Source organism: Brevibacterium sp. UCMA 11754, from assembly GCF_021532275.1.
GTDB lineage: Bacteria > Actinomycetota > Actinomycetes > Actinomycetales > Brevibacteriaceae > Brevibacterium.
In genome coordinates, this window is the sequence record NZ_JACBOT010000031.1 from 126,364 (window position 1) to 152,768 (window position 26,405).

A 26,405-nucleotide genomic window follows, 5' to 3' on the forward strand; every position below is an offset into this window, starting at 1 on the left:
TAATTCCCAACCGAACGATGCCGGGCCCCGGTAACGCCCAGGGGCTCATGCCGGCCTACGCAGCCCAGCCAACCAAAGAGTTCGACTGGGATCCCGTATACAACGTCGCACATTCTGTGCGAGGAACTGATGAACGAGTGGCTCGATTCGTTTCCACTGTTCGTCAGTAAGTACTTGGACACGCTGATTTGCAGCCACCCGGCCAGCATTCTAACCGTGAATGCGTCGACAAAAGAGACATACCACTAGGACACTCCCTGTCCTCATACTCGTCTAAGGTCAGTCACGACCCGACACCGACGTTGAAAGGCTCAGACATGTCCGCTCCGATCACTCCAGTCCCCGACGGATACACGAGTGTCGCACCGTGGGTCGTCACCGACGACACCGGCGCGCTCCTCGACTTCATTGCACAGGCGTTCGATGGCGAGGAACTCGCCCGCGTGGCCACCGAGGACGGCACCATCGGACACGGTGAGATCAGGATCGGCGACACCGTGGTGCTCGCCTTCGACCGTCGCCCCGAGTGGCCGGTCATGCCGAGTCTGCTGCGCGTGTTCGTCCCTGATGCTGATGCGGCCTTCGAAAGGTCGACCGCCGCCGGCGCCGAGGTAGTCACAGAACTGGCGAACAACGCCTTCGGACAGCGCGGCGGACGCGTGAAAGATCCCTTCGGCAACATTTGGTGGGTGACCAGCCAGATCGAAGACGTTCCCGAGGACGTGATGTGGCAACGCCTGCAGGATCCCAAGTACGCCGAACAGATGAGCGACGCGCAGGAGACCCTGGACGCAGAGCTGAGCGGACGGAGCCGAGGACGAAGCAGCGCACCACTGCGTGACAACGACCTGGGGTGACGATCACGGCCACGCAGCCGATCATTTCGCCACTGCCTTGAACGAGGGCGGTTCAGAACAGACCGGTGATATTCCCATCCTCGTTGACGTCGATTGTCAAAGCTGACGGTTCCTTTGGCAGGCCCGGCATGGTCATGATGTCTCCGGCGATGACGACGACGAAGCCGGCGCCGGCAGAGAGCCGCACGTCCTTGACCTCGATGATGTGGTCCTTGGGCGCCCCACGCAGGCTCGCATCCGTGCTCAGGGAGTACTGGGTCTTGGCAATGCAGATCGGGGCATCACCGTAGCCTTCGTCGGTGAACTGCTTGAGCTTGCGCGTGACCTTGGCCGGCAGGTCGACGTCGGCAGCACCGTAGATTCGCTGCGCGATCGTACGAATCTTCTCCTCCAGAGGCCGCTCGAGTTCGTAGCTGTACTGCGCCCGCGGCGCTTCCTCAGACGACGCTCCCGCCGCAGGAGCCTCAGCGTCGCCGGATGCAACGCCTCCGACGAAGACCGAACCGTCGTCGACGGCCGCCCCTGCGTTCCCGACACCACCGGCAGCCTCAACGACCGCCTCGGCGAGGGCGAGCGCACCCTTGCCGCCATCGGCCCAGTGCGTCGACCCGACCGCGGAGATGCCCTTCGAGCGCAGGTGCGCGATCGCGGCCGCCATCTCCTCGTCGGTGTCGGTGGGGAACCGGTTGAAGCACACAACCGGGGTGATCCCGTAGATGTTGAGGAGATTGCCGCAGTGGTGCTCGAGGTTGCTCATGCCGCCGATCACCGCATCGATGTTCGGCGTCTGCACGTCGGCCACCTCGATGCCGCCGTGGTACTTCAATGCCCGGAGCGTCGCGACGACGACCACGGCCGAGGGCCAGATGCCTGCCGTGCGGCATTTGATGTCGAGGAACTTCTCTGCACCCAGGTCGGCGCCGAATCCGGCCTCGGTCACCGTCCAATCGCCCAGGGATAGCGCGGCCTTAGTCGCGAGCAGGCTGTTGCAACCGTGGGCGATATTGGCGAAGGGACCGCCGTGGATGAACGCCGGTGAATGCTCGAGGGTCTGGACCAAGTTGGGTGCCAGTGCGCTTCGCAGCAGCGCAGTCATCGCCCCGGCCGCGCCGATGTCACTGACCGTGATGGGTTCGCGACTCCGGTTGTGAGCGAGGACGATTCGCCCCAGACGCTGCTTGAGGTCGGTCAACGAGGTGGACAGACAGAAGACGGCCATGACTTCGCTGGCGACGACGATGTCGAAGGCATCCTCGCGGGGCACTCCCCCGTTGAGTCCGCCGAGGCCGATGACGACTCCGCGCAGTGCGCGATCGTTGAGGTCAACGACGCGGCGAATATGGATGCGGCGCGAATCGACGTCGAGTTCGTTGCCGTGGTGAATGTGGTTGTCGAGCATCGTGGCGGCGAGATTGTTCGCTGCGGCGATGGCTGCGAAGTCCCCGGTGAAGTGAAGGTTGATGTCCTCCATCGGCACGACCTGGGCGTAGCCCCCGCCGGCTGCTCCGCCCTTCATCCCGAAGACCGGACCCATGCTGGGTTCACGCAGAGCCAGGACCGCCTTGCCCACCTCCGGCTTTGAGCGGGCAAGTTCGTTGAGCCCGTCGGCCAGCCCGATGCTCGTCGTGGTCTTGCCCTCGCCCGCCGGTGTCGGGCTCATCGCGGTGACGAGGATGAGGTGACCGTCGGTCGTGGCCTCGGCAGCCTTGTCGAGAACGTCGATGGGGACCTTGGCTTTCGTCCATCCGAAGGGGATGATGTCCTGTGATTTCACACCCAGGCCGGCGGCGATATCGATGATCGAGTCGAGCTCGGCGTTGAGCGCAATATCCATATCTGTGGTCATAAGGCCATCATGCCGCTTATGGTCCGTTTTGTGACCACCTTCGAGGGATGAATTCACCCGACGCCGAGGTGGTGCTGCTGATCAATCGTGTACGCCGTGTCTCGTCTTCGGCTCAGGTCCTGGGCATCAGGCCTGCGAATACTGTGAACACTCCGGACATCTGGCCATGAGGTCGTGCCGGCACTGACGAACATGGAGCAGGAACCGCTCGGCTGAATCAAGTGAAGAGCGCTGGGCCCGGATGGCGGCGATCCGGGCCGCGATGGTCTCCGCACGACCGGCTTCACCACGGTGCACGACCGCCCGGATCTCCGCCAGACTCATCCCCACCCCCTGGCAGGAGAGCACGATCCGACACCGAGCCAGATGCTCGGACCCGTACAGTCGGTGGCCTGTGGCCGTGCGGTCAGGAACCACGACCCCCTCGTCTTCCCAATGCCGCAGCACATGTGCGGCGATCCCCAGGCGCTGCGCCGCCTCCCCGATCTTCATGCCACCATGATGACACCTTGACTTCAGGTTGACCTGAAGTTCTAGGTTCTCAATATGCATGAGAACATCACACTTCACGACGGCACCGTGGTGGCCGCTCAGGTCATCGGACCGACCTCAGGCGAAGTCAGCCTCGGCGATATCGTCATCTGTCACGGGACACCATGGTCATCGCGGATGTGGCTGCCGCTGGCCCGCGACCTCGACCTCCATCATCGTGTGTTCCTGTGGGACATGCCCGGGTACGGTGAATCCATCGCCGAGGAGGCCATTGCCGTTGACCTCGTCACCCAGCGTCGTCGTCTGGCTGAGCTTCTGGACATCTGGGGCATTCAGAAGCCGCACGTCATCGCCCACGACATCGGAGGAGCCGTTGCCCTGGGCGCGCATCTGCTCGAGAACCGCGATTTCGCTTCGCTGTACCTGCTCGACATCGTGACCCTGGACCCATGGGGCTCACCGTTCTTCCGCTTGGTGGCTGAGAACGAACCGGTCTTCGCGGCACTTCCTCCACAGCTGCACCGCGCCCTTGTCACCGAATACATCGCCGGTGCGGGAGGCGATGGATTGGGCCACTCGTCGGTCCAGGAACTCGCGGCTCCCTGGTGCACAGGCGCAGGTCAACCAGCCTTCTACCACCAGATCGCCAGCCTACGGCCCGAGCACACGGACCCGATCGTCGACCGCCTCGGCGAGGTTCGCTGTCCTGCACGCGTCGGCTGGGGAGAGGACGATCCGTGGATTCCTGCCGAACAGGCCGAGCGACTCGCCCGCACTCTGCCTGGCAATCCCAAAGTCACTCGGTTCCCGGGAGCTGGGCATCTCGTGCCCCTCGAAGCGCAATCGTCACTCGCGACAGAGCTGGCGACCTGGCTTGCCGCTGATTTCGCAGGACCACCTGTACAAGCGGTCGACGCATAGGCAACGATTGCATTATGCGCACCTTCGACACACTGGTCTCCGAGGCACTGGCCGCCGATGTCACCGGTTGGAGTTTCACCTGGCTCGACGGTCGTGCCACAGAACAACGGACACCGTGGGGCTACGCGAGTCTCCTCGCCCAGCGCCTTTCCACCGCGAACGCCGCCCTCGACATCGACACCGGAGGCGGAGAAGGCATCGACGAGGCTCCACTGCTGCCAACGCGCATGGCCGCTACCGAGGCCCACCCGCCCAATGTCGTCGCCGCCCGGAAGCGCCTGAGCCCACGCGGGGTCGATGTCATCGAGGCCGGCCCCGAGCGTCTCCCCTTCGCCAATGGCAGCTTCGACCTGGTCAGCTCTCGCCATCCGGTGCGTCCCGAGTGGTCGGAGATCGCGCGGGTCCTTGTCCCCGGAGGCACCTACTTCGCCCAACACGTCGGACCGGCCTCGGCCTTCGAACTCATTGAGTTCTTCCTCGGGCCCCAGCCGGGGAACCGCAGGAGCCGTCATCCTGACACAGAGGTCCATGACGCCGAGGCGGCCGGACTCGCAATCGAGACCCTGCGCACTGCGCGCTGCCGCATGGAGTTCTACGATATCGGTGCCGTCATCTGGATCCTGCGCAAATGCCCTTGGTGGGTGCCGGGCTTCAGCGTCGAGGACTACCTGCCCCAGCTGCGAGAGCTCGATGCTCGACTCCGCCGCGGCGAGCCGTTCGTCGCGCACTCCACTCGCCATCTCATCGTGGCTCGGAAACCCGACTGACCTGCCTCTAAGCTGGTGGCATGGAAGATTCCGCTCCCCGAACCGGCTCCCGCCCGTGAACAGACTGTCTCGAGCGGTGCTGCGTCTGTTCGCTGCGCCCCGGCTCAACATTCGTGAGGACTATGAGAAGGTCCGTCGGATGCAGCGCCGACTCGCTGCGCTGCTGATGCCACCGTATCGGACCTCGCGCTGGCAGCCTCTGTCAGGCGACGAGTACCTGAATATCCCTGTCCGGATTTTCCAGCCGAAAGAGAAGCGCCGCGAGGATGTCCTCGTCTTCTTCCACGGCGGTGGCTGGGTCACTGGAGACATCGACACCTACTCTCCGGCGTGCGCCAGGATGGCGGACCTCACTGGCTGCGCCGTCGCCTCCGTCAACTATCGGCTCGCGCCTGAGCACCCATTCCCGGCAGGTCTGGAGAACTGTTACGACGTCGCCCGGCTGCTGCTGGACGAACCGCATCGGGTGGGTGCTGCAGACGCCGACCAGATCATCCTGATCGGGGATTCGGCCGGAGGAAACTTCGCTGCTGTCATCTCATTGCTGCTGCGAGAACGTGGACATCGCCCATCGAACCGCCAGATCCTGCTCTATCCGGTGACGCATTGGGACCACGACCCGAAGACCTCCCCGTTCGCCTCGGTGCGCAGCCATGGCGGGGACTACCGACTCACCAACACCGAGGTCGAAGACTACTTCGACCTCTACGTTCCTGACCATCAGCAGCGGCGCAGCCCTCTTGTCGCTCCGCTGCTGGCAGCCGACCTCTCCTGCCAACCAGCGACCCTGGTGCTTACTGCGGAGTTGGATCTGCTGTGCGATGAGGGCGAGGCCTACGGGCGCGCCCTGGCCGGGGCCGGCAACGCGGTGCGGATCCACCGGGTGGCCGGAGCGCTGCATGGCTTCATCTCGCTGCCCAGATTCTCCCAGTTCGTCCAAGAAGCCTATGAGGTGATCAACGCGTTCCTCGACGACGACACCGTCGAGGGCGAGCAGCCCGCCCAGGAGTCGAAATGACCCACCGGGACTGGGTACGACTCGACAACGCCTCGAACATCTTCCTCGCGGCTCGCAGCGCCGCGGATCCCAAAGTCTTTCGCCTCAGTGCCGAGGTGGATCACGACGTGGACCCCGGGTTGCTGCAGCAGGCACTGGACGAGACTTATGACCGGTACCGGCTCTACCACGCGGTGCTGCAGAGCGGCCTGTTCTGGTACTACCTGCAGGACAGCGACCTGCACCCGCAGGTCACCGCGGATGAGCAGCACACGTGCGCCCCCATCTATCAGGCCGGTCGGCGCAATCTGCTGTTCCGCGTAGTCCATCACCGTCGGCGGATCAGCGTCGAGGTGTTCCACGCGCTCTCCGATGGCACCGGTGCGGCTTGGTTCCTCTCCGACCTGGTGAACGCATACATCAGACTGCGACATCCCGACTCCGACCGGAGTCCGCTGTTCGAAGGCACCAGCGAATCCGCCGATGCGCCGGCCGAGCCGATACATGGCCTGAACATCGACAGCTTCGCGCACTACTTCCGCCGCCGGCATCAGTCGCCCGCTTCCCGCTCCGCTTTCAGCCGTGCGGCCACACCGGCCACATTCACCGTCGCTGACAGCGCCCAGTCGCCTGCCGATCGTTGGAAGATCGGCCGCTTGCGCCGTTCGGCGGGTAAGAAGGTCCACCGGGTCAGAGGGACCCGCACCCCGGACAACCGCACGCGCGCTGTCGAACTCACCATGCCCACGGATGTTGCGCTCGGGCTTGCTCGAGCCGCCGACGTCTCGCTCACCATGTACCTGACGGCGCTGTTCTTCGAGTCCATTCGCATATCCTCGGGTGGCCTGGGACGGGCCCGGACTCTGGCCGCTTCGGTCCCGGTGAATCTGCGCCAGTTCTTTCCCTCGGAGTCTGCACGGAACTTCTTCGCAACTGTCCGTGTGGAACACACCTATGGCCAGGGCGAGGACGATCTCGGTTCGATCTGCAAACAGCTGGAGAGCCAGTTCCTGCCCCAGGCAACCCACGAGGCGCTGGAGAAGAAGCTGCGATGGTTCATCCGAGTCGAGCGGATGCCCGGGTTGAGGATCATGCCGCGCCCGCTCAAGGATGTGATCCTGGGCCTGGTCAACAGACACAGCAACCGTGGTCTGAGCGTCGCCGTCTCGAACCTGGGTCGCCTGAGCCTGCCCGAACCGGCCGAATCGCATGTGGGCCGCGTCCTGTTCCATGTCTCCGCAGTCCGCCCGCAATTCTGCGCGACGTCCCACGCCGGACTGCTCACCGTCAGCTTCACCTCGCCCTTCGTCGAAACCGACCACATCAGGGAATTCGCGCGGATGCTCACTGCCGAGGGGGCCGATGTCACGGTCGCTGCGGAACGAGTCACCGAGGATGAGATCGCGGAGGGTCAATCATGAGACGCTGCCGCGAGTGTTCGATCGCCGTTGAAGGTGATTGGACCCGATGTCCCCTGTGCGCCGCTCCTGTCACAGGGGACGCGGTGCCGAGTCCGCTGCCGACGGTTCCCCTCACGTTCTCGAGGCGCCGGCTGCTCAGGATACTGTTCCTGACCTCGCTCGTCGTGATCGCTGGGTCTTTGGCGGCCCAGCTCCTGCTGGGCCACAAACCCGAAGGCTTCGGAGTGCTTCGCTCCGGCTGGCTGGGGGTCACCGCTATGTGGCTTGTGGTCCTCATGGCAGTTCGCAAACGACGCAATGTCGCTAAGGGCACCATCTATCTCGTCGTCCTCATCGGTCTGGTCTGCGTCTACTGGGACTACCTCGCCGGCTGGCGTGCTTGGTCACTGACGTACGCGTTGCCGATCGTCTGTGCCTCTTCCCTTGCTGCTCTGCTGATCACAGTCTGGGCGATGCGCTTCGAGGCGACGGAGCACATCCTCTACAGCGGTTTGGCGGCGGTGCTGGGTCTGACACCCATCGTGTTCCTCGCATTCGGCTGGGTCACGTACCCCCTGCCGTCGGCCGTCTGCGGTGGCCTCAGCATCCTCGCTCTAGTACTGCTGCAACTTGCTCGGGGCCGGGAAGTCCGCCTCGAACTCGCCAGGCGACTGCATGTCTGAACCTCGCGCACAGATCTGCTGCGCACCCAGTCGAGAGCAGCCCTCGCCGAGGCTTCGAGCTCAGTCACTGGTCCGTTCCGGCAGCATCCCCGCAGCCTCAACCGCGCTGCGCACGATCTCGTCGAGGTCGAACTCGGCCTTCCAGCTCAACTGCGCGCCGATGCGGGAGACGTCGGCGACGAGTGCGGGTGGGTCACCTGCGCGACGCTCGCCCATTTCGGGCACGATCTCACGGCCGGTCGCCTCGGCGATGGCGTCGATGACTTCCTTGACGGAGGCACCGGTGCCGGTGCCCACGTTGAACACCGTCTCCGAGGTGTCCCCGGACTTCATGTAGTCGAGCGCGGCGATGTGCGCCTCAGCCAGATCCTTGACGTGAACGTAGTCGCGGATGCATGTGCCGTCGGCGGTGTCGTAGTCGTCGCCGAATACGATGGGGGCCTTACCGTCGGCGATGCGGCCGAGGACGATCGGGATGAGGTTCATGACTGCAGTGTCGGCGAGTTCAGGCCAGCCGGCTCCGGCGACGTTGAAGTAGCGCAGCTTCACGGCGTTGAACTTCGCACCGCGCATCCTCGCCGAGGTGATCGCATTGTCGATCATCCATTCGCCGATGAGCTTCGTCTGCCCGTAGGGGTTGATCGGTCGGCAGTCGAGGTCCTCGGCGACCATCTCGACATCGGGCATGCCGTAGGTCGCGGCCGACGATGAGAAGACAAGGGATTCGATGCTGGTGCGTTCGGCGGCGGCGAGGACATTCGTGAGTCCGCCGATGTTCTGGCGGTAGTACATGATGGGTTCTTCGACCGACTCCCCCACCTGCTTCTTCGCGGCGAAGTGGATGATCGAGTCCACCGAGTGCTCCTCGATCGCAGCGACGAGACGATCCTCGGCGTCGGCCGCGGCAAGGTCGATGCTGACGATCGGCAGGCCGGTGACGCGAGCCTCGATCCCGGTGGAAAGGTCGTCGACGACAAGGACGTCATCGCCGCGCTCGGACAGCAGCCGCACTACGTGGGAGCCGATGTATCCGGCACCTCCGGTCACCAGAACACTCATCTGCCGATCTCTCTTTCACTAGCTCTCTCACAGCGGTCGATACGCTGCGTCATACCCACATCAGAATACGTGACCCGTCCAGCATCCCAGACATCAAGGCACACTGAATGGCCGGTGTGGAGTTGCCGGAAGTCACGACCATGCGGACCCTGCCTCTGGCCAAACACCACCATCCCTGCGAGTGTGGAAACGTCGGCGATCCGCCCGGCCCCTGCCCCGTGGAGGACACCATGGACGAAAGCACCAGCTGCGATGCACCTGCTCCTCATCTCTGACCCCGGCCCGCCGACCCGCCGGGTCGCGGCGATCAAGGACGAGTTCGAAGAGCTCCTGCGGCAGAGCTTCGATGCCGACGTTCATGTCGACACGTGCACCGAGACCATTCGGGTGCGGACAGACCACCAGTTGGAGATGTCGACTCTCGACTCGGTGGTGAACAGATATCCCAGCGCGGACCTCGTCATCATGTTCACGGATATTCCTCGCCACACCCAGGACAAACCACTCATCGCCGAGGTCCTACCGGACCGCAAGGTCGCCGTGGTCTCGAAACCGACCCTCGGCGCATTGACGACGAAACGTCGCCTGCTCAAGATCTTCATGAGCTGTGCGAACCAGCTGCTGCCCGACGGCCATACGGCCCCGAAGCATAGTCTGCCCAGGTGGGGTCAGTGGTCGAGTCGAGCCGATTCCGGGCACCGCACCCTGCACGCGCACACCTTCACTGGCGGTACCCGCCTGGTGTTGGGAATGACGACGGCCAATGAACCGCTGCGCATGGCGCGCAAGCTATCTCGGGCCCTGGCCGCAGCCTCGGCGACGGGGGCTTTCGGAATCTTCTACAGCTCGATCTGGCAGATGTCGCACCACCTGTCGACGGCTCGGCTGATCTCCATCGGACTCATCGCGATCGCGGTGATGGTGGGGTGGCTGCTGACCGTCAACGGCCTCTGGGACAGACCGGTCAGGGGCCGTCGTGCTCAGGTCGTCTTCTACTACAATCTGTCGTCCGTCCTCACCCTGATCATCTGCGTGGGCGCGCTTTACGTTCTGCTGGTTGCGGGAATTCTGGTGGGCAGTCTCATCGTCATCGACCCGGATTTCATGGCCCAGATCATCCATCGCCCGGAGGCGAAGTTCACCAATTATCTGGACATCGCCTGGCTCAGCGCCGCCATGGGCGTTGTCGCCGGTGCCCTGGGCTCGACCTTCGACAGCGATGTCGACGTCAAGAACATGACCCACGCTCAACGCCTGCGCTCACGTGTCTACGTGGCGGAAGAAGGGCGATCCTGACCGGACATGCCGGCAAACGCCTCGGACATGTCGGCAAATGAGTACGGCGGCCAGGGGCCCAGGAATCGGATGGAAACGGCTGGCTGCTCGTTCGAAATAGCGGTCAGCTCGGCTCCCAGATTCTGGATGCCTGGTTCAGTGACCAGACACGAGGCCATGAGGATGGGAGTCTGTCCTGCTTCGCGAGGCGGAGTGCGGTACTCCTCGATGCCTAGGCACTTTTCGGCGATCCGAGCTCTCAGGGCAGGATAGAGATCGTCGGCCTCTCGATCTGCGAACTCCTTCTCGGTCTTCTCCAGTCGCTTCTCCAGCAGTCGCCGGACTCCAGCTGGGCGGCCTTCCATGTCGTCTTTGATTCTCCGAACCTCGTCGTTGGCTTCTACGAAGGCGCCTTTGTCCAGCGAGATCTCGACTCGCAGCTCCGAAGTGCCGTCCAATTCGCCCAATCGCTTGGACAGCGCACCCTTCGACTCCTCAAGCCATCCTTCGAGCTGAGCGGTCGACGTTGCTCCCAATTCGGTGTCCGGGCGCACGATCACATTGAAGGAGACCGGAAGCACGCTTCCGGCTCCCTGCCATCCGTCTTCAACAACCTCGCTATGCTGCAGAACCCATCGCTTCACATCGTCGTCGGCGCCGTCGTATGGCCCGCCATTATGTGTATGGACTACCGCGCGGGGTCCCTCGGGGTCCCCGATCAGATGCACCGGCGAACCGTCGATGCCATTCACCTTGGGTGAGTAATCACCGGCGGGCACAATGGCGTAGACATAGAGCTTGGGCGGCGCAGCTGCAAACGTTCCTGATTCTTCGCTGTGCCCTGCACTGTCATCTGTCACTTGATGTCCTTCGAAGTCTCTTCGGCCCATCTGGCTGGGTTGATGAGTTTGTCGACCACCTCGTCGACGACGTCGTCGAGTCCGCGATGCAGATCGTCAACGGAGCCGGTGATGCCGTGCTCGGCTTTGATCTGGTCCATGGCCTCATCGAGTTCCAGAAGTGCTTCGCCGAGGCGGTTCTGTTCCTCCTCGGTGAGGTCACCGCCTTCCATGCGCCGCACAGCCTGTGTCTCCAGCGCTTCCTGAATCACCTCGACAAGGGTGACGACCAAGGTGAGAACGCCGTGCTTGAGGCTCTCCTCATCCACATTCAGTGCCATGACTCTCCTTCATCAGTCTTCTCGCGCGGATTGCCGGCAGCCGGATCCTGTTGCTCGGATGCGCTCCATTGTTCGAGTTCTTCGTACCAGCCGTCAATGTCATCCGCGGCCAGACGTATCGAAGACCGTTCGGCCTCGACGAACAGAATATGTGCCTTGTCGGTAGGGTTGTCGTGCTTCTCCCAGCGCAGATTCCGCACTTGCGAGGCAGAGACCCTCACCAGTGCGCGGCTGTCCATCGGGGACTTCCAGGTAAGGTCACGTCCCGACAGGATAGCTTCGCCGCCCCGCCATGTCCCTCCGTCCGACAGCGTCTCCAGGTACCACATTCGGCCCTGCTTCAGCGGTTGTGGCGAGGAGCTCGAGACTCGACCCGTCGAGGGTTGCAGTGCTGCCCCTCGTTGCTCCTGAACCAGACGGATCAGACGTTCGGGCTCAAGGGCGGACAACTTCGATTCGCTCCCGTCGTCGAGTCGGACGAGGATGCGAATACGTTCCTCTCCCCCGATCGACGGCTCCGACAACGGCGTGATGGATTCTATTGAACTCAGCTTCGCCTGCCACAGAGTCTCCGCCGGATCGCGTCGGTGGATGATCAGCCGCTGCGAAGTGAGGTAGGCGCTGCCTGGTCGCCAGGTGCGATAGAAGTTGTCCTGATAATGCCCACCCGCCATCTTGGCGAGGATCTCCTCGTCTTCGGCCAAGGGAAGATGCGCGCGCACCGACTGCTGGACCCACTTTCGTGTGTCCTCATCCCATTGACGCATCATTCCGTATTCGAGCATCGTCTCGATTCCGGCGATGGTCGCACGCAGATTGACCCCGATGAGCGGTATGTCTGAGACGGAGATGATGAGGTCGAGATTCAAGTACACGCCTTTGTTAAGTAGCACCTCAATGAGGTCAGGCAGGGTCGCACGTGGATCCCGGGTGGGCTGCATGATCGCGTCGTCGGCCATCAGCGACCTACTTGCGCTCGGATGACTTCTCGGGCTCCTCGGAGGACTGTCTGAGTTCCGCTGAGCCGCCCGACTCCACTCGCTTGGAATGAGCACTCTGCCAACCGCACCAGGGGCAGTACGCGTTCATCAGCTGAGCCAGCTCGGCGCGTTTACCGCATTCTGGGCAGGTGTCCTTCTGCTCGATAGCTTCTTTCCACGCCACCGTGTCGCGATCCGTGCCCGCAGGGAAGTCCAGTCCGTAGCGTGCTGCGGTCTCGAACGACGCCAATGCTGCCCTGATCCGAATTCCGAGGAGTTCCACCCCTGCCACCGAGACCATGATGTCGGCGTTGAGGACCAGGCCTTTGTCCAGCAGTGTCTCCACCACGTGGAGGAGAGTCCCCTCTTGGCTGCGCTGTGGCTGCATCGCTCTGTTCGACTGGTTCGTAATGCTCATATCGTCGGCTTCCTATCGGCTAATCTCCCGAGTGTGAATGTGTGGTCGTCGGTCTGCTCCTGGCCCAGTGGACACGAGGCAATGGACCAAACCGCTTGGGCTGATCACTCGGAAGGCCGTCCCCGGACGTATCGGTTCTGTCGGCTGTACTCGAGGAGTTCGCCCTGCCCGTCGAGTTGGATGTCGTATTCGGCCAGCAGATCGGCGGTGTCGGGAACGCGACGAGATTCCACGACTTCGAGTCGCACGGCCCAGTGGTCATCTACCCAACGTGCGCCGACGACTGACTCCGGGGAACGGCCCGTGAGTGCGCTGAACTGTTCGACGGCCCTCTTGACCGCCTGCACAGTGGAGACCCTGGCGGGTTCAGATGCCGTCTTCGTGTCCTGGGACTTTGGTGCGCTGGCCTTCGATTTCACTGTTCGAGATTTGGACGGCGCTGCAGCAGTCGACCGGCGTGGCGATTCAGCCGAAGCGGTCCGCCTCGGCGGTCTTTTCTCACCACTTCCCTGCTGGGACGTGCCTTCGGACGAGTCCTCGCCCCGTGCAGCCTGCTTCTCGTCGGTGCTTGTCTGTTCGCTCATGGGTTCTCCTTCGCTTTTCGTCGACGAGTCGACTCGAGTAGACGCGCGACCAAGTCTCGCTCCAGCTCATCGGCCTCGTCTTCGCTGATGGCGCCGGATTCTTTGGCCGCAGAAACCTCTTCCAGCCGCCGCCTGATCGCACTGGGATCGTAATAGCGCTTCTCAGCTTCGTTGCGAACCTGTTCAGCCACCCAGACGGTCCCTTTGAGAGGGGCCAGAGGCGCACCGAAGATCGCTGAGAAAATTCCCATGACTACTCCTACATCTCAGGAACGAAATCATAGGGAGCCTGTGGTCCGACGAGCCGGAACCTCATACGGTCCTGATTCGCTTCTGCCAACTTGTCGATGGCGTCGTCGAACTCCGCGAGCGATTCCTGAGAAAGAAGCACAGCGACTTCGACCACGTCTTCAGCCTGTCCACTCTCACGCACCGACATATCGGCAGTCAGAGGTTCGAGCTGATTGAGAATCGGCGGGCCCTCCGTGGTCTTCCAACTCTCCATGGTCTTCACCACGATTTCGCCGAGGCGGATACGTTCGTTTCGTGTCTCGTCCTCATCCGTGCCCGCAATGTTCTCCCTCAGCTCGGCGGCCTCAGGGTTGTCGAGAATGATCTCCCGGAGGACGGTGTCCCGGTCGTACCGGACCAGAAGAGTGAACTGGGACAGCCCCGACAGTCCCTCCAGAGCCTCGACATATTCGGCTTCGCGTGGGGCCAACACTTCGCCAGCGATGTCGGCCTCCGCTGGGACGACGGTCCCGAAGGCAAGAGGCAGCACTGGTTGCGTCGCTGCGAGCCCGTCGAGGACCGCAATGTGGGCCTTCAGATCGTCCGGGGTGCCCAGGATGTCCGTCTCGACGAGGTCGGACACCACCGCCGCAACCCGACCGGAGCCGACGGCATGCAGCTGACCTGCCTGCACACCGCCGGTTCCCTCCGACAAGCCCGTATCTGCGAGAACGATGCCGTAGAGATACTTGTCGCTGTCAGTATCGATATCGTCGCTCACTCGGACTCAGAGGAGCTGCGAGCGGGACGCTTGGTTCGACGGCGTGGCTTCTCATCCTCGTCATCGGAATCGTCAGATGTCAGCGCGTTCTTGACGCCTTCCACGGCACCCTGGGTTTTGCCCTTGGCGCCGCTTTCTGCCATTCCGCCCAGCATCTCCGGCAGATCCCGACCGCCCTGCTGCGTCAGGTCGAGCCGGTTGGTCGCCTCGGCGAAGCGAAGGTACGTGTCCACGCTGGCGATGACGATGCGGGCGTCGATGGTGAGGATTTCGATGCCGACAAGTGAGACTCGCACATAGGCATCGATCACGAGCCCTTTGTCGAGGATGATCTCGACGACGTCAGCCAGAGAACTCGATGAGGGACGATCGACATAACTGCCACGTGAACGTTCAGCGGTGTTGGTACTCATTCTCATTACCTACTTCCGATTGGAAGGACGCTCAATTGCGTCCACTTTCGTCTTCGGCTGCTTCTTCGTACTCTTCTGGTTCGTCCTCTTCATATTCCACAGGCTCGCCTGCGTCGTCGATCTCCTCCTCTTCGACGGGCTCTCCTTCTTCGACAGGTTCTTCTTCGGCTGGCTCGTCAACGTATTCTTCTTCCGGCTCCTCGTCGACAGGTTCGTCGACGTATTCGCCTTCAGCATCCTCGCCCTCAACCGGATCGGTCTCGTCTTCGGACTCGCCGTATTCACGAGGCTCTTCGTCCTCTTCATAGGGCGCCGCGTCCTCGTACTCTTGTTCATCAGCCTCGTCGGCCTCAGCCTGAGCCTGCTCCTCTTCGAGAGCATCCTCATGTGAGATGACAAGTTCGCTGTCGCGGATCTCACCGCGCCATCCTTCAACGCCGTCCTGATCGATCATGATCTCGTTCATCACGTGATGAACGAAGAACTTCAGTTCGAGCCGGAATCTGCGAGGCACCGTGAACCAGAGGGCGCCGACTCCCTCGACGAATCCCTGTTTATGGTATTCGCCGCTCGCAATGATGCGGGTGAGCCTGGGGGCCAACTCGTGGAAGGAAACACTGCCGCTGATGTAGCCCTTCTCACCGGTCGATTCCCAGACGATATGTGAGTCCGGGACCTGCTCGATGATTGTCGCCTCCCACGTGCGGTGGGACCAGACAGCCTGGCCTTTGACGCTGATCTTCACGTCATCCGTGCGTTCGACGTTCTCGACCTTCTTCATGAAGTCTGGCCAGTTCTCAAACATTGTGAACGCGTTGTACGCGACAGACAACGGCACACCGACATCGGCCGTCTCGATGATGTTCGAGAACTTGAAGTCGCCAGAGCCACCGGAACTGCCGGAAGAACCCCCGCCGAAGACGCCTTTGATTTTGTCCTTGGCACCAGCGGTCGCTGCGGAGAGAGCCGCCTTGGCTGGCGACTTGCCTTCCGCGATCTCTTCGGCACCGGCCTGGGCAGCCGCGCCCGCTGAATCCGATGATCCGTCAAATCGGTCAGACAACTTATCGACCTTGTCGCCAGCGGACTTGATTGCCTTGCGGCCGAGGGTCTTGGCGTAGTCTGCCGCCTGCTCCTTTAAGCCGCTGAAAATGGAGTCATCACTCACCGCTGGCCTCCTTGGTCTTGCGTGAAGCTGCAGGCTTCTTCGCAGCCGTCGAACGCTTCCGCGTCGGTGCCGACTTAGCTGTCGATGTCGACTTGGAAGCAGATGCCGTCTTGCTGCCCGACCGGCGCTGGGTGCTCGAAGTCTTGGATGCTCCGCTGGTCCTCTTGGTGGCCCCGCCTGTGCTTGACCTCTTCGATGTGGAGGTACCGCTTGCCTTGCCTGCAGACCGGCTCGCTGTCGAGGAACGCTTCCGAGCTGGCTTCTTTGCAGGTGCTTCTTCCGTTGCCGGCTCTTCCTCTACCTCTTCGGCCTCGTCCGAATCGACGGGCTCCGCAGAATCGGCTTCATCCGTTGCCTCAGCTTCATCGAGCTGTTCGTCTTCAGCTTCAGGTGTCTCAGCTTCTTCAGGTGTCTCAGCTTCGTCGAGGTCCTCAGGAGCATCGGATTCCGCGCTTTCGCTGTCCGGATCATCCTCATCAACCGAAGGGTCAAGGTCGTCCGCGGCCTCATCTAAGGTTGATTTCAACTTCTCGGTCTGATCTTGGAGTCGGCTGCTCAGCTCGTCGATGCCCTTGGCTGCCAGAGCCTTAGCTACACCCTTACCTGAGTCGGCCAGACGTCCGGTGATCTTCTCTTGAAGCTCTTTGAGTTCTGGTGTGGCATCGGCGAATTCCTTCAATCCTCCAATGAGACTCTCGCGGTTCTTCACCACAGTTGATCCAGCCACGGTAGAGGCGATCGTCAGTGCCATGCCTAACTTCTTCGTTCGGCCGAGCATGTAGCCCGCCAATATCAGGCCTGTGAGTTTCATCTTGTCGTTCACTGGGTTCCTCCGAATCTGCGCCTATGGCGCGTGTGGCTGATGACCCTTGAGCTAGGCGATCTGTGATTGCTTTGAACAGTGATCGCCAGCCGTGTCTCGATATGAATTGTCTTTCTGCTCCCGGACGACCGTCAGCTGGTGACGCGACTGGCCGTCGTCTGGGTCGTTCGCAAAGTCCTCACTTCGTCCTCGGGCTTCTGTTCTTCAAAAGCCGCAAGCAATCTGCCCTTGGAACCTCAATCTTCCGCCTGATTTCGATTCCGTCAAGGGGGACCCAGCTTCTTTGAGGCGGTTTTCAGCCCGGCCGTGGCCAGAGTATGAATATTGCCTGTTCAAGTACCTCACGAGATGGGAACAAGCCGTCATGTGAGGACATGACTGCCAACTAGCCTGACACTCCGTGCCGGGGGTGCCCCACAGCATGCATCGGTCGAGGTATCGATGCGTCTCCGAACCTGATCAAGTCATCTGTAAGTCATGACTTTTCGGTGTGATGTCGTCACAACCAGAATTCCCGCACCCGACGGCACCCGTGGGCACCGTCGAATGCGGGAATTCAGCCAGCCGTGAATCACGCGGCCATGGTCAGTCGGCCAAGGCCGTGGCCGCGTCATAGCGCAGTATCGCTGCTATTCCGTCCACGACGTCTCCGCTGATGAGGCCGACATCGGCGGATGAGAGAACTGCGTCGGCCAGGATCGCTCCTTCGCCTTCAGAACCGGCATCGTAGTCGAGGAGCACTGTAGCCACAGCTCCGCGCTGAACGGCTTGAGAGACCCTTTCCTGTCCTTCCACAGCAAGGTCGTGAGCCTTGCTGTAGGACAGGTTCTCCGTGTCTTCGGTCTGCTTCGCTTGGACGCGATCGGAAGCCAGCGATTTCAGGGCATCGTAGAGTGCTTCTTCCCCAGCGTCGTCATCCGTACCTCCCTGATCGGTTTCTTCGAGGCGCTCGGTGACCTGGGCCGAAAACTCAGCTTTCACAGCGGTGCGGCCCTGGACCTCGCCAGCCACCACAACGAGGTCTGGTTCACGAGCGCGAACAATCTCATCGACGTGGTCAGCGACTGCGCGAGCGTTGTCTTTGACGATTTCATCGGCACGACGTCGAATCTGGTTGTGCGACAGGGCCCCCTGCCGTGGTGCGTGAATGTCCTCGTCGCTGTCACCGCTGATGCGTGACTCATCCTGCTGCTTCACCTCATGTTGAGGGGACACCCTCAGCTCACGGATGGTCGCGCCTTCCTGATTGGCGATGACGAGGACCATATCGACCAGGCGGCATCCTTCACGGACATAGGCACCCAGTTCGGGGACCTCTCCGTAATGTGCAGTGTCACCGGTGCCCAGTGCAGCATCCCAGTGCTCGTCGAGAACAACCCCTTCTGAGTTCGCCACGACGATTCGCCCATCGGTCTGTACTTCAGTGATGTCTTCGACGATCAAGGTGTCGTCGAGGTGTTTAAGGATCTCGTCTGCCGCGCCGGCGTCCGTGAGGTTCGCACGGAGTTCGTCCCACCGCAGCCGCACCTGCTTCTCGGCGTCGGCACCAGGAGAACGTCCTTCCAGATAGACGGTGGCGAAGGGACTCTGGTTGTCATACACAGTGCGTAGATTCTCGAGGTTCATCATCAGCTCCGTTCCTACTCGGTGCCACATATGTGGGGCCTATCTAAGGCTTGCACCTCTCGTGGATGCTTGTAAACAGCCTGCCCCGACGGAAAACAGAAGATCCCAGGTGAGAATGCTGTCGTGTTCGCCAACTCAGGTGAGGGCGGCGGTGTCGATGAGATGTTCGGCGATCGCCAGCGCCGAGGTGGCTCCCGGCGAAGGTGCATTCCGGACGAACATCGTGGCTCCCGCACGATCGATGACGAAATCATCGACTAGGCTGCCGTCCCGGTTCATCGCCTGAGCGCGAATTCCCCTAGTGGCCCGGTGACCGTCGGCTCCGTAGAGAGAGGGAACGTAGCGGGCGGCCTCGGCGACGAACTTCTCGATCGAGAAGACGCCGCCAATCTCACGGACAGCCGTTGCCATGTTGCCGGCGGCGAACCTCCAGAATCCCGGATCCGTTGCCACGGTCAGGGAGTCGGGGACGTTGAGGCCGAGACCCTTGTACCCCTCCCGGGAGAAGGAGAGGAAGGCGTTGGGTCCGATCATCAGGCCGCCGTCGATGCGGCGGGTCACGTGGACGCCCAGGAACGGGTACTTCGGGTCTGGAACCGGGTAGATGAGGCCGTTGACGACATCATTGAAGCGCGGTTCGAGGATGAAGTACTGACCGAAGAACGGCACGACGCTGGGTCTCTTCTCCTCGCCTGAGCGTGCTGCGAGTCGGTCCGCCTGCAGGCCAGCGCAGGTGATGACCTGGTCGTATTCCTGCGAGTCGACGCCCGAGTGGACGATCGCGGTGGTGCCGGCGCTCCCCCTGCGCTGCTCGATCCTCTTCACTTCCGTGGAGAAGCGAACCCGACCGCCGCTACGACGAAAATCTGCAACGAGTGCTTCCGTCAGCCCGCGATAGTCGATGATTCCAGTATGCGGCGAGTGCAGCGCCGCGACTCCCTCGGCATTCGGCTCGACCTCGAGAAGTCCGTCGCGGTCCAGCAGTTCGACATCAGGGACACCGTTCGCTCGGGCGCGAGCATGGATTCCGTTCAGCCGCTCCACTTCAACATCGTTCGTTGCGACGACGACCTTTCCGCACTCTTCGAATGCGACATCGTGTTCGCGCGCAAAATCGAGCAGAAGCGAGACACCTCGACGGCAGAGCAGCGCCTTGAGACTTCCGGGCTCATAGTAGAGACCGGCATGGACGACGCCCGAATTGTGCCCCGTCTGATGCGCTGCGGGATGGTCTTCCTTTTCGTACAAGGTGACGTCTGCACCGTCGTATTTCTGGACCAGACCGCGAGCCACAGCCGCACCGATGATGCCAGCGCCGATCACAGCAAAACGCTTCTTCACGCCCATACTTCAACCCCTTCGTCTGCCGCTGCGGTTGTGATGACCCTATTGCGGACCCGTGAACCGCGCGAACAGGCCGCAGTCAGTATTCTCCCAGCCCAGCAGCCGGGGATGAGGTCTCGAAATAGCCGCATTCTCTGCGGATAATCGCGGTACGGTCTCATATCCAACAAACTTGTCATGATTCAAATTACTCGCAAGTCACTTCGGTAATTACCACACAATGACCACCTCGGCCCGGTTCTAGATAGGCCCCTTCGCCACACGCAGATGATCACCCTGCGGGGAGCACCATCCGGCAGACCTACATATATGATGCTCTGACCTGGAGCTACACGCATGTACTCGGACCAGAACGACATAGTCGCCGCAGTCATCTACAGCAGAAACTACAGAAACGTCAGGTCCATCGTGCTTTGGCTTCATGAAAAATTCACAAACAACATCCGAGTCGCCCAGCGAGAATATAACGAGATCGTAACTTTGTTCGTGATTTCGTGATTACTTTTTGGTTACTACGTATTGTTATGAGGGATCTGCCAGGAGACTGCCTGTTTCCGTCCAGCGGATGTTCAAGTTTCGAACGATGTGGAGAACCATGAAGATGCTCCGAAACCGGCATACGACCGGTCGTAAAATTGCTGTCGGCGGCGTTGCCGCCGCCACAGCATTAGGGCTCACCCTGCTGACAACGTCACCAGGTAACGCCGAAGAACAGAATCCCGCCGAAGATGCAGAAGCACTTGGTCAGCTGATCGAATCAGATCTCTTCAGCGCTGAGCTTCTCGATGCCGCTTCGGCGTACAGCAGCGCGCCATCAAGTACTGATGAAGTCAGCACTCCGCTGAATGTTGACGCCCTGGGTGCGCTGGATATCAGCCTCGGAGATGGGATTTCGCTCCCGCTCCTCAGCGATGCCAACGGAAGTGGCCTCCTCGAACTCGGAAATGCCGGCGCGATCAACTCTTATGGTCATTCTCCTGCTTACAACGAAGCGCTGGCCAGTGCTGGCGCTGTCGGCGAAGACGGAGCAATCAACGTCGATGACATCAACAACGGCACCGCCGGAAATGCCAATGTCAATCTGACATCGCTGCTCGATCAGCTCGGCCTGTCCGGAATCACCGACCAGGTAGTCGACGATCTCAGCCTTGAGCTCGGAGCGATCGCTTCAACCGCAAGCAGCGACGGAAAGACCCCCACGTCTGACTATGTTGTTGCTGACGGCGTCCTCACCGTCTCCAGCCCAGCTGTCAAGGGTGTCTCAGGCGCACTGGATGAGGTTGTGGCCGGAACCGGCACCACACTCGACGAAGCCCTTGGATCCCAGGGCCTGCTCGATCAGCTGGCCAAAGTCGGCGTTGATCTCAACGTTCTCAGCCTCGCAAAAATTCAAGTTGGCGGCGCAACTTCTACAATCTCAGTCGACACCAAGACGGCCCTCGACTCGATTGTCGAGAATCTCATCAATGAGGAACTGGCCGATAAAGCAGGTATCGCCAAGATCGATCTCAGCACTGGTGAAATCAAAATTGACCTTGCGAAGATCGTCGGCGGAACCGACGCCACTAATCTGAACAATCTCGACCCGAATACTCAGGTCCTGACCTCAGAGACGATCACCAAGATCACTGATGCAGTCGCAGAAGCACTCGGCACGGTCACCGGAAAACTCACGACCACGCTGAAGGATGCGCTCAACAACGTCGCTGTGACGATCGAACTGCCGGCACACATTGAGGCACTCGGTGGTGCCCTCGCTGAAGCAAACGGCGTCGTCACGGTCGAAGCGACATTGGGTCAGCTCACCGGTGTTGACAGCACGAAACCAACAGTCAAGACCGACCTGACGCTGAAGGTCGGACTCGTCACCATTAACGCCGGACAAATCCTGAATGCGATCACCGATCCACTCATCACCTCAGTACTGAGTCTCCTCGGACCGACAGTTGGCGGAATCGTCAATTCGACTGCCGATGACATTGCCCAGACACTCGCAGACACAGTGGCCGCAGTCATTGACCCGTTGGATCCCGTCTTCGGCGCCCTTAACAGGGTCGTCGAACTTACGATCAACGAGCAGCCCACTGTGAAGGATCCTGCACAGGAGAGCCAGGTAAAGGGCGACAACGGTCCTGGCTTCACCGTCAGTGCAGTCAGCCTCGAGCTCCTGCCGGGTGTCACGCCACCGGCAGACGCACCTGCACCTCAGGCTGCCGTCAGCGTTGCTGACATCAACCTCGCCTCCTCGTCGGTCCGTGCAACCGCAGATGCACCGGTCGATCCGGATCCGGATGCGAACACGAATGCTGCAGCTTCGGCAGCAGCCTCGGCGGACGCCACCGACGATGCCGACGCCGATCCCGGCGCGCAGGCAGCAGCTCAGGCGGCCGCTAACCCGGACGCCGACGACAACACGGACGCTTCAGCATCCGCAGATCCTGATGCCGTTGCAGCAGCAGAGTCTGCAGCAACCGAGGACGCTTCGTCAGAAAGCTCAGCTGACGCCACCACGGAAACAAATGCTTCGGCAACCACTGCTGCCAATGCGGCAGCACAGGCAGATAACACCGCCGACACGAACGCCGAATCCTCTGCAGCTGCCGATGCTGATCCAGCGGCAGCCTCCGAGGCCGCTGCAACAGCTGACTCCTCGAACGAGGCGTCAGCAGAAGCAGCTGCGACCGCTGACGCAGCAGCCGATCCGGACGCAACTGCAACTGCCGATGCTGATCCTGAGGCTGATGTGAACCAGGATGCTGCTTCCTCGGCATCAGCCTCGGCAAGTGCTGACGACGACGGCAACCCAGCAGCAGAAGCTGCAGCAGAGACTGCAGCCACTGCAGATACCGACACAACCGCTTCCGCGGCTGCCGAGGTCGACGCAACCGCTGCAGCAGAGTCCGCCGCAACCGAGGACGCTTCTTCGGAAGCTTCTGCGGATGCAACGACGGAAACCAATGCATCGGCAACCGCAGCTGCAGAAGCAGCAGCAAACGCCGATGACTCAAGCACAGCAAACGCAGATACCAATGCTGCCGCTGACGCTGACCCGGCAGCAGCCGCCAGCGTCGCCGCGAACGCAGACTCCTCGTCGGAAGCTTCGGCCTCAGCCGCAGCAACCGCCGATGACTCTGCAGCAGCAGATGCGGACAACGAAGCCAGTGCCAACGACAACGCGTCGGCCTCGGCATCTGCTTCGACCACCGCTGATGCGACGGCAGATGCAGACCCGGCAGCACAGGCAGCCGCTCAGGCAGCAGCTACCGCTGACGCTGACACCACAGCATCCGCAGCAGCAAACGAAAACGCTGAAGCGGCAGCAGAGTCGGCCGCCAACGAAGAAGCTTCCTCCGAAGCCTCGAACGATGCCACCTCCGATGAGAACTCATCAGCACAGACGGCAGCCCAGGCTGCAGCCACCGCTGATGACAACGACGCGGCCAATGCAGACACCACTGCAGCTGCTGACGCCGATCCGGCAGCAGCAGCCTCGGCGGCATCGAACGCTGACTCCTCGGCTGAAGCATCGGCCGCAGCCGCAGCTGACGGCGCAGAAGCCAGCGCTTCGTCGGATGACGATGCTGACCAGGCATCTGCATCCGCGGATTCCGATCAGGCAGCCTCGGCCAGCGCCGGAGCATCCTCGGATTCCGATCAGGCAGCCTCGGCCAGCTCGAACGCTTCGGCTAGCTCAGCCGGTGCCAGCACGAATGCCTCAGGCAGCAGCGACGGCGGAGACCTGCCACGGACAGGCGCCGACGGCGTCCTGACCATGGCCGGCATCGCAGCCCTGCTGATTGCAGGCGGTGCAGCGGCGATCTACGGAACCCGCCGCTACCGCGCATCGGCAGGTCAGCACTGATACACATGACACTCAGCCACTGAGCTGAGCGCCTGAACGGCGGGGTCGGAGTGAAAACTCCGGCCCCGCCGTTTTAGTGACCTAGAACACAGATAGTCGTTACTCATCAGTAATTACCGACACGCCACTCATGACACTTTCGTCATATTACGCTTCGTGACTCGGCCCACAGAAGTCGGACTTTAGTTCGAACAAAAGTATCGCCGTTTCACGCTGTGAGACACAAGGACACCTGACTGCACTGAGCGCGGTGAACGCGATCCCCAGCATCTCAAGGAACAACCTGGACTACACCAAAAAGCCTTCATCTGACACCCTTGAGCATCGTTCATTGATCATTCACTTGTACCCCACCCACCTGCGAACACACACTTCTCGTTACGTTTCTGTTACTTTTCACATTACTTTCGCATTATTTGCCAATGACCTTGTAGGGTGAAATCCGTTCGGCCGAAAAGCACCATGTCCCTTGTACGCAAACACCGTCGGTCGATCCTCACAAATGGAAGTGGAGAAGTATGAAGAAGCTCCGTAACGGGCAGCCGCCCGTGCGAAAGATCGCCGTCGGTAGCGCAGCCGCAGTCACCGCTCTGGGGCTGACTGTCATGGTCACCTCACCCAGCGCTGCAGCCATCGAGCAGGACCCAAACGAAGACGCTGAGGCGCTCGGCCAGCTGGTCCAGTCGGACCTCCTCGACGATCAGCTCGTCGATGCCGCTGGTGCATACAGCAGCTTCCCCAGCAATCCTGAGGAAGCCAAGACCCCTCTCAATGCAGAAGCACTGAGCGCCATCGACCTGGATTTGGGTGACGGTGTCTCACTGCCAGTCATCAGCCAGCCGGGCGGCGAAGGCCTCCTGAAGCTCGGCGAAGCCGGAGCGCTCAACTCCTACGGCTACGCTCCTTCGGCAGACAGTGGCAAGGCCAGTGCCGGTGCAGTCGGCAAGGATGGCGCCCTCAACGTGGACGACATCAACAACGGTGAGTACGGAAACGCCGAAGTCGACCTCACCCAGGTTCTGGGACAGGCTGGCCTCGACGGAGTCACCGACAACATCGTCGACGAGCTCTCGCTCTCCCTCGGTGCGGTTGCTTCGACCGCAGAAGCCAAAGGATCTGACGAAGCTTCTTCCGACTACGTTGTCGCCGACGGCGTCATGACCGTCTCCAGCCCCGCTGTCGGCAACATCTCCGACTCCCTCAACGAGGTCGTCGACGGAGCCGGCGGCACCCTCGAAGACGTCATCGCCAAGGAAGGCCTGGCCGACAAGCTGGCCAAGTCCGGCATCGATGTCAAGACAGGACTCGCAGACGTCAGCCTCGGTGGCGAAGACACCACCGTCAACGTCGAAGCTCAGGACGCTCTCAACAGCGTCGTCGAGAACGTCGTCAACGAGAAGCTCGAGGATGAGGCGGGAATCGTCTCGATCGACCTCAAGAACGGCGACATCAAGATCGACCTTGCCAAGATCGTCAAAGGTGAGAAGGGCGAGGATCTCAACGGCCTCGACCCCAACACCCAGGTCCTGACCTCTGACAGCATCGGAAAGATCACCGACGCCGTTGCAGACGCACTGGGCAGCCTCTCCGGCAAGTTCAACGAAACCGTCAAGGACGCACTCAACGACGTCCGTGTCGAGGTGTCCCTGCCGGCCAAGGCCACCGCAGTGGGCATCCCCGCAGCAGATGGCAAGGTCAACATCGATGGGACTCTCGGACAGCTCGCTGGCACAGGCGAAGGCGACCCCGAGATCTCGACCGACCTCAAGCTCGCCGGAATCGACATCGGAACACTGCTCAACTCGATCACCGGACCGCTGCTCGACCAGCTCTTGGCGGTCACCCAGCCGATCGTCGGCGGAGTCCTCAACTCCACCACCGAATCGGTCACCGGCGGAATCACCGACGTCGTCGATCCGATCCTCTCCGGTCTGGACCCCGTCTTCGAGGGCCTCAACCAGATCGTCGACCTGACGATCAACGAGCAGCCCACGAAGCGCGACCCCGCTGAAGACAGCAACGTCAAGGGCACCGAAGCCGATGGCTTCACCGTGAACGCAGTCAGCCTCGAGCTCCTGCCGAACAGGCCAGCAGCCGAGGGCGCCGAAACTCAGGCCGCAGGCGCTCTTGCTGACATCAACCTGGCCTCGTCCTCGGTCCGTGCGACCGCAGCCGACGAAGCACCAGGCGACGATGCTGACGCAGATGACTCCGCTTCCGCTGATGCCGATGATTCGGCCTCTGCAGACGCAGACGACTCTGCAGCAGCCTCCGCAGATGCAGACGACTCCGCTTCGGCCACGGCTGACGCAGATGACTCGGCCGCTGCCAACGACGAAGCATCCGCTTCAGCTGACGCAGACGATTCGGCATCGGCTTCGGCAGATGCTGACGACTCGGCCGCTGCCAACGACGACGTGAATGCATCGGCAAACGCGGACGACTCCGCAGCTGCTACCGATGACGCCAACGCCTCCGCTGACAACAACGACGAGGCAAACGCCTCGGCGAACTCAGCTGATGACGCGAACGCCAGCGATGATGCCAACGCATCGGCTGCCGCTGACGGTGGCGACCTGCCCCGCACCGGTGCCAACGGCACCTTGGCTCTGGGTGGGCTCGCTGCCCTCCTCGTCGCCGGCGGTGGAATCGCGATCTACCTGACGCGCCGCCACCGTGCAGGCCTCTGAGACTGAGT

Annotated in this window: 24 protein-coding genes; 9 read left to right on the plus strand and 15 right to left on the minus strand. The window is 61.6% G+C overall.

Annotation, left to right across the window (positions count from 1 at the left end; translation table 11 throughout):
* Positions 1 to 317 precede the first annotated feature (317 nt).
* Positions 318 to 857, plus strand: a complete 540-nt coding sequence (locus HX613_RS17585; protein ID WP_235346511.1) for a VOC family protein — start codon at positions 318 to 320, stop codon at positions 855 to 857.
* Positions 858 to 909: 52 nt separating this feature from the next.
* Here the strand turns inward: HX613_RS17585 and HX613_RS17590 are convergent, their stop codons facing one another.
* Both HX613_RS17590 and HX613_RS17595 read right to left on the minus strand, forming a co-directional pair.
* A complete protein-coding gene (locus HX613_RS17590) occupies positions 910 to 2,703 on the minus strand; it encodes a formate--tetrahydrofolate ligase (protein WP_235346512.1) in 1,794 nt (597 codons plus the stop codon).
* Positions 2,704 to 2,829: 126 nt separating this feature from the next.
* On the minus strand, positions 2,830 to 3,195 hold the full coding sequence (locus tag HX613_RS17595; protein ID WP_235346513.1) for a MerR family transcriptional regulator: 366 nt from the start codon (positions 3,193 to 3,195) through the stop codon (positions 2,830 to 2,832).
* A gap of 54 nt (positions 3,196 to 3,249) precedes the next feature.
* Between HX613_RS17595 and HX613_RS17600 the strand changes: the two genes are divergently transcribed.
* From HX613_RS17600 to HX613_RS17620, 5 genes are all read left to right on the plus strand, one after another.
* A complete protein-coding gene (locus tag HX613_RS17600; protein ID WP_235346514.1) occupies positions 3,250 to 4,116 on the plus strand; it encodes an alpha/beta fold hydrolase in 867 nt (288 codons plus the stop codon).
* A gap of 14 nt (positions 4,117 to 4,130) precedes the next feature.
* Positions 4,131 to 4,883, plus strand: a complete 753-nt coding sequence (locus HX613_RS17605) for a class I SAM-dependent methyltransferase (RefSeq protein WP_235346515.1) — start codon at positions 4,131 to 4,133, stop codon at positions 4,881 to 4,883.
* A gap of 55 nt (positions 4,884 to 4,938) precedes the next feature.
* On the plus strand, positions 4,939 to 5,901 hold the full coding sequence (locus HX613_RS17610; protein WP_235346516.1) for an alpha/beta hydrolase: 963 nt from the start codon (positions 4,939 to 4,941) through the stop codon (positions 5,899 to 5,901).
* Positions 5,898 to 7,301: an alcohol acetyltransferase gene (locus tag HX613_RS17615; protein ID WP_235346517.1), complete on the plus strand. Its 1,404-nt coding sequence runs from the start codon at positions 5,898 to 5,900 to the stop codon at positions 7,299 to 7,301. The genes HX613_RS17610 and HX613_RS17615 overlap by 4 nt, the downstream gene beginning before the upstream one ends.
* 83 nt (positions 7,302 to 7,384) lie before the next feature.
* On the plus strand, positions 7,385 to 7,963 hold the full coding sequence (locus HX613_RS17620; protein WP_328284987.1) for a DUF6320 domain-containing protein: 579 nt from the start codon (positions 7,385 to 7,387) through the stop codon (positions 7,961 to 7,963).
* 60 nt (positions 7,964 to 8,023) lie between these two features.
* On the opposite strand, the gene galE is transcribed toward HX613_RS17620, so the two are convergent.
* On the minus strand, positions 8,024 to 9,022 hold the full coding sequence (gene galE / locus HX613_RS17625; protein ID WP_235346519.1) for a UDP-glucose 4-epimerase GalE: 999 nt from the start codon (positions 9,020 to 9,022) through the stop codon (positions 8,024 to 8,026).
* Between the two features lie 183 nt (positions 9,023 to 9,205).
* Here galE and HX613_RS17630 point away from each other — a divergent pair, with 183 nt between their 5' ends.
* Positions 9,206 to 10,318, plus strand: a complete 1,113-nt coding sequence (locus HX613_RS17630) for a hypothetical protein (protein WP_235346520.1) — start codon at positions 9,206 to 9,208, stop codon at positions 10,316 to 10,318.
* On the opposite strand, the gene HX613_RS17635 is transcribed toward HX613_RS17630, so the two are convergent.
* The 12 genes from HX613_RS17635 to lhgO all read right to left on the minus strand — a co-directional run bounded on the left by HX613_RS17635 (position 10,291) and on the right by lhgO (position 19,848).
* The gene (locus HX613_RS17635) at positions 10,291 to 11,157 is read right to left on the minus strand and encodes a GvpL/GvpF family gas vesicle protein (RefSeq protein ID WP_235346521.1); all 867 of its coding nucleotides are present in this window, start codon (positions 11,155 to 11,157) and stop codon (positions 10,291 to 10,293) included. The two genes, HX613_RS17630 and HX613_RS17635, sit on opposite strands and share 28 nt — an antisense overlap.
* Positions 11,154 to 11,477 carry a gas vesicle protein K gene (locus tag HX613_RS17640; RefSeq protein WP_235346522.1) on the minus strand — a complete coding sequence of 108 codons (324 nt, stop codon included), beginning with the start codon at positions 11,475 to 11,477 and terminating at the stop codon, positions 11,154 to 11,156. Before HX613_RS17640 ends, HX613_RS17635 begins: the two co-directional genes overlap by 4 nt.
* On the minus strand, positions 11,468 to 12,436 hold the full coding sequence (locus HX613_RS17645) for a gas vesicle protein (RefSeq protein WP_235346523.1): 969 nt from the start codon (positions 12,434 to 12,436) through the stop codon (positions 11,468 to 11,470). Before HX613_RS17645 ends, HX613_RS17640 begins: the two co-directional genes overlap by 10 nt.
* A 7-nt stretch (positions 12,437 to 12,443) precedes the next feature.
* Positions 12,444 to 12,875, minus strand: coding sequence for a gas vesicle protein (locus tag HX613_RS22805; protein WP_328284988.1), 432 nt, complete (start codon positions 12,873 to 12,875; stop codon positions 12,444 to 12,446).
* 104 nt (positions 12,876 to 12,979) lie between these two features.
* Positions 12,980 to 13,459: a gas vesicle protein GvpO gene (gvpO, locus tag HX613_RS17655; protein WP_235346524.1), complete on the minus strand. Its 480-nt coding sequence runs from the start codon at positions 13,457 to 13,459 to the stop codon at positions 12,980 to 12,982.
* Positions 13,456 to 13,710: a gas vesicle protein GvpG gene (locus tag HX613_RS17660; protein ID WP_235346525.1), complete on the minus strand. Its 255-nt coding sequence runs from the start codon at positions 13,708 to 13,710 to the stop codon at positions 13,456 to 13,458. Before HX613_RS17660 ends, gvpO begins: the two co-directional genes overlap by 4 nt.
* An 8-nt stretch (positions 13,711 to 13,718) precedes the next feature.
* Positions 13,719 to 14,471, minus strand: coding sequence for a GvpL/GvpF family gas vesicle protein (locus HX613_RS17665; protein WP_235346526.1), 753 nt, complete (start codon positions 14,469 to 14,471; stop codon positions 13,719 to 13,721).
* A complete protein-coding gene (gene gvpJ, locus HX613_RS17670) occupies positions 14,468 to 14,884 on the minus strand; it encodes a gas vesicle protein GvpJ (protein ID WP_235346527.1) in 417 nt (138 codons plus the stop codon). Before gvpJ ends, HX613_RS17665 begins: the two co-directional genes overlap by 4 nt.
* Positions 14,885 to 14,915: 31 nt before the next feature.
* Entirely contained in the window at positions 14,916 to 16,052 is a 1,137-nt protein-coding gene (locus HX613_RS17675) for an SRPBCC family protein (protein ID WP_235346528.1), read from the minus strand.
* Positions 16,045 to 16,875: a hypothetical protein gene (locus HX613_RS17680; protein ID WP_235346529.1), complete on the minus strand. Its 831-nt coding sequence runs from the start codon at positions 16,873 to 16,875 to the stop codon at positions 16,045 to 16,047. The genes HX613_RS17675 and HX613_RS17680 overlap by 8 nt, the downstream gene beginning before the upstream one ends.
* Before the next feature lie 585 nt (positions 16,876 to 17,460).
* On the minus strand, positions 17,461 to 18,504 hold the full coding sequence (locus tag HX613_RS17685) for a baeRF2 domain-containing protein (protein WP_235346530.1): 1,044 nt from the start codon (positions 18,502 to 18,504) through the stop codon (positions 17,461 to 17,463).
* Between the two features lie 132 nt (positions 18,505 to 18,636).
* Positions 18,637 to 19,848 carry an L-2-hydroxyglutarate oxidase gene (gene lhgO / locus HX613_RS17690; RefSeq protein ID WP_235346531.1) on the minus strand — a complete coding sequence of 404 codons (1,212 nt, stop codon included), beginning with the start codon at positions 19,846 to 19,848 and terminating at the stop codon, positions 18,637 to 18,639.
* 592 nt (positions 19,849 to 20,440) lie between these two features.
* Here lhgO and HX613_RS17695 point away from each other — a divergent pair.
* Both HX613_RS17695 and HX613_RS17700 read left to right on the plus strand, forming a co-directional pair.
* The gene (locus tag HX613_RS17695; protein WP_235346532.1) at positions 20,441 to 23,707 is read left to right on the plus strand and encodes a choice-of-anchor G family protein; all 3,267 of its coding nucleotides are present in this window, start codon (positions 20,441 to 20,443) and stop codon (positions 23,705 to 23,707) included.
* 518 nt (positions 23,708 to 24,225) lie between these two features.
* Positions 24,226 to 26,397, plus strand: a complete 2,172-nt coding sequence (locus tag HX613_RS17700) for a choice-of-anchor G family protein (protein ID WP_235346533.1) — start codon at positions 24,226 to 24,228, stop codon at positions 26,395 to 26,397.
* Positions 26,398 to 26,405 lie beyond the last annotated feature (8 nt).

What these genes read in the sequence shown, in the direction of transcription:
- HX613_RS17585 (WP_235346511.1), top strand. Translation starts at nt 318, where the DNA reads ATGTCCGCTCCGATCACTCCAGTCCCCGACGGATACACGAGTGTCGCA.
- HX613_RS17590 (WP_235346512.1), bottom strand. Translation starts at nt 2,703, where the DNA reads ATGACCACAGATATGGATATTGCGCTCAACGCCGAGCTCGACTCGATC.
- HX613_RS17595 (WP_235346513.1), bottom strand. Translation starts at nt 3,195, where the DNA reads ATGAAGATCGGGGAGGCGGCGCAGCGCCTGGGGATCGCCGCACATGTG.
- HX613_RS17600 (WP_235346514.1), top strand. Translation starts at nt 3,250, where the DNA reads ATGCATGAGAACATCACACTTCACGACGGCACCGTGGTGGCCGCTCAG.
- HX613_RS17605 (WP_235346515.1), top strand. Translation starts at nt 4,131, where the DNA reads ATGCGCACCTTCGACACACTGGTCTCCGAGGCACTGGCCGCCGATGTC.
- HX613_RS17615 (WP_235346517.1), top strand. Translation starts at nt 5,898, where the DNA reads ATGACCCACCGGGACTGGGTACGACTCGACAACGCCTCGAACATCTTC.
- galE (WP_235346519.1), bottom strand. Translation starts at nt 9,022, where the DNA reads ATGAGTGTTCTGGTGACCGGAGGTGCCGGATACATCGGCTCCCACGTA.
- HX613_RS17640 (WP_235346522.1), bottom strand. Translation starts at nt 11,477, where the DNA reads ATGGCACTGAATGTGGATGAGGAGAGCCTCAAGCACGGCGTTCTCACC.
- HX613_RS17645 (WP_235346523.1), bottom strand. Translation starts at nt 12,436, where the DNA reads ATGGCCGACGACGCGATCATGCAGCCCACCCGGGATCCACGTGCGACC.
- HX613_RS22805 (WP_328284988.1), bottom strand. Translation starts at nt 12,875, where the DNA reads ATGAGCATTACGAACCAGTCGAACAGAGCGATGCAGCCACAGCGCAGC.
- gvpO (WP_235346524.1), bottom strand. Translation starts at nt 13,459, where the DNA reads ATGAGCGAACAGACAAGCACCGACGAGAAGCAGGCTGCACGGGGCGAG.
- HX613_RS17660 (WP_235346525.1), bottom strand. Translation starts at nt 13,710, where the DNA reads ATGGGAATTTTCTCAGCGATCTTCGGTGCGCCTCTGGCCCCTCTCAAA.
- gvpJ (WP_235346527.1), bottom strand. Translation starts at nt 14,884, where the DNA reads ATGAGTACCAACACCGCTGAACGTTCACGTGGCAGTTATGTCGATCGT.
- HX613_RS17685 (WP_235346530.1), bottom strand. Translation starts at nt 18,504, where the DNA reads ATGATGAACCTCGAGAATCTACGCACTGTGTATGACAACCAGAGTCCC.
- lhgO (WP_235346531.1), bottom strand. Translation starts at nt 19,848, where the DNA reads ATGGGCGTGAAGAAGCGTTTTGCTGTGATCGGCGCTGGCATCATCGGT.
- HX613_RS17695 (WP_235346532.1), top strand. Translation starts at nt 20,441, where the DNA reads ATGAAGATGCTCCGAAACCGGCATACGACCGGTCGTAAAATTGCTGTC.
- HX613_RS17700 (WP_235346533.1), top strand. Translation starts at nt 24,226, where the DNA reads ATGAAGAAGCTCCGTAACGGGCAGCCGCCCGTGCGAAAGATCGCCGTC.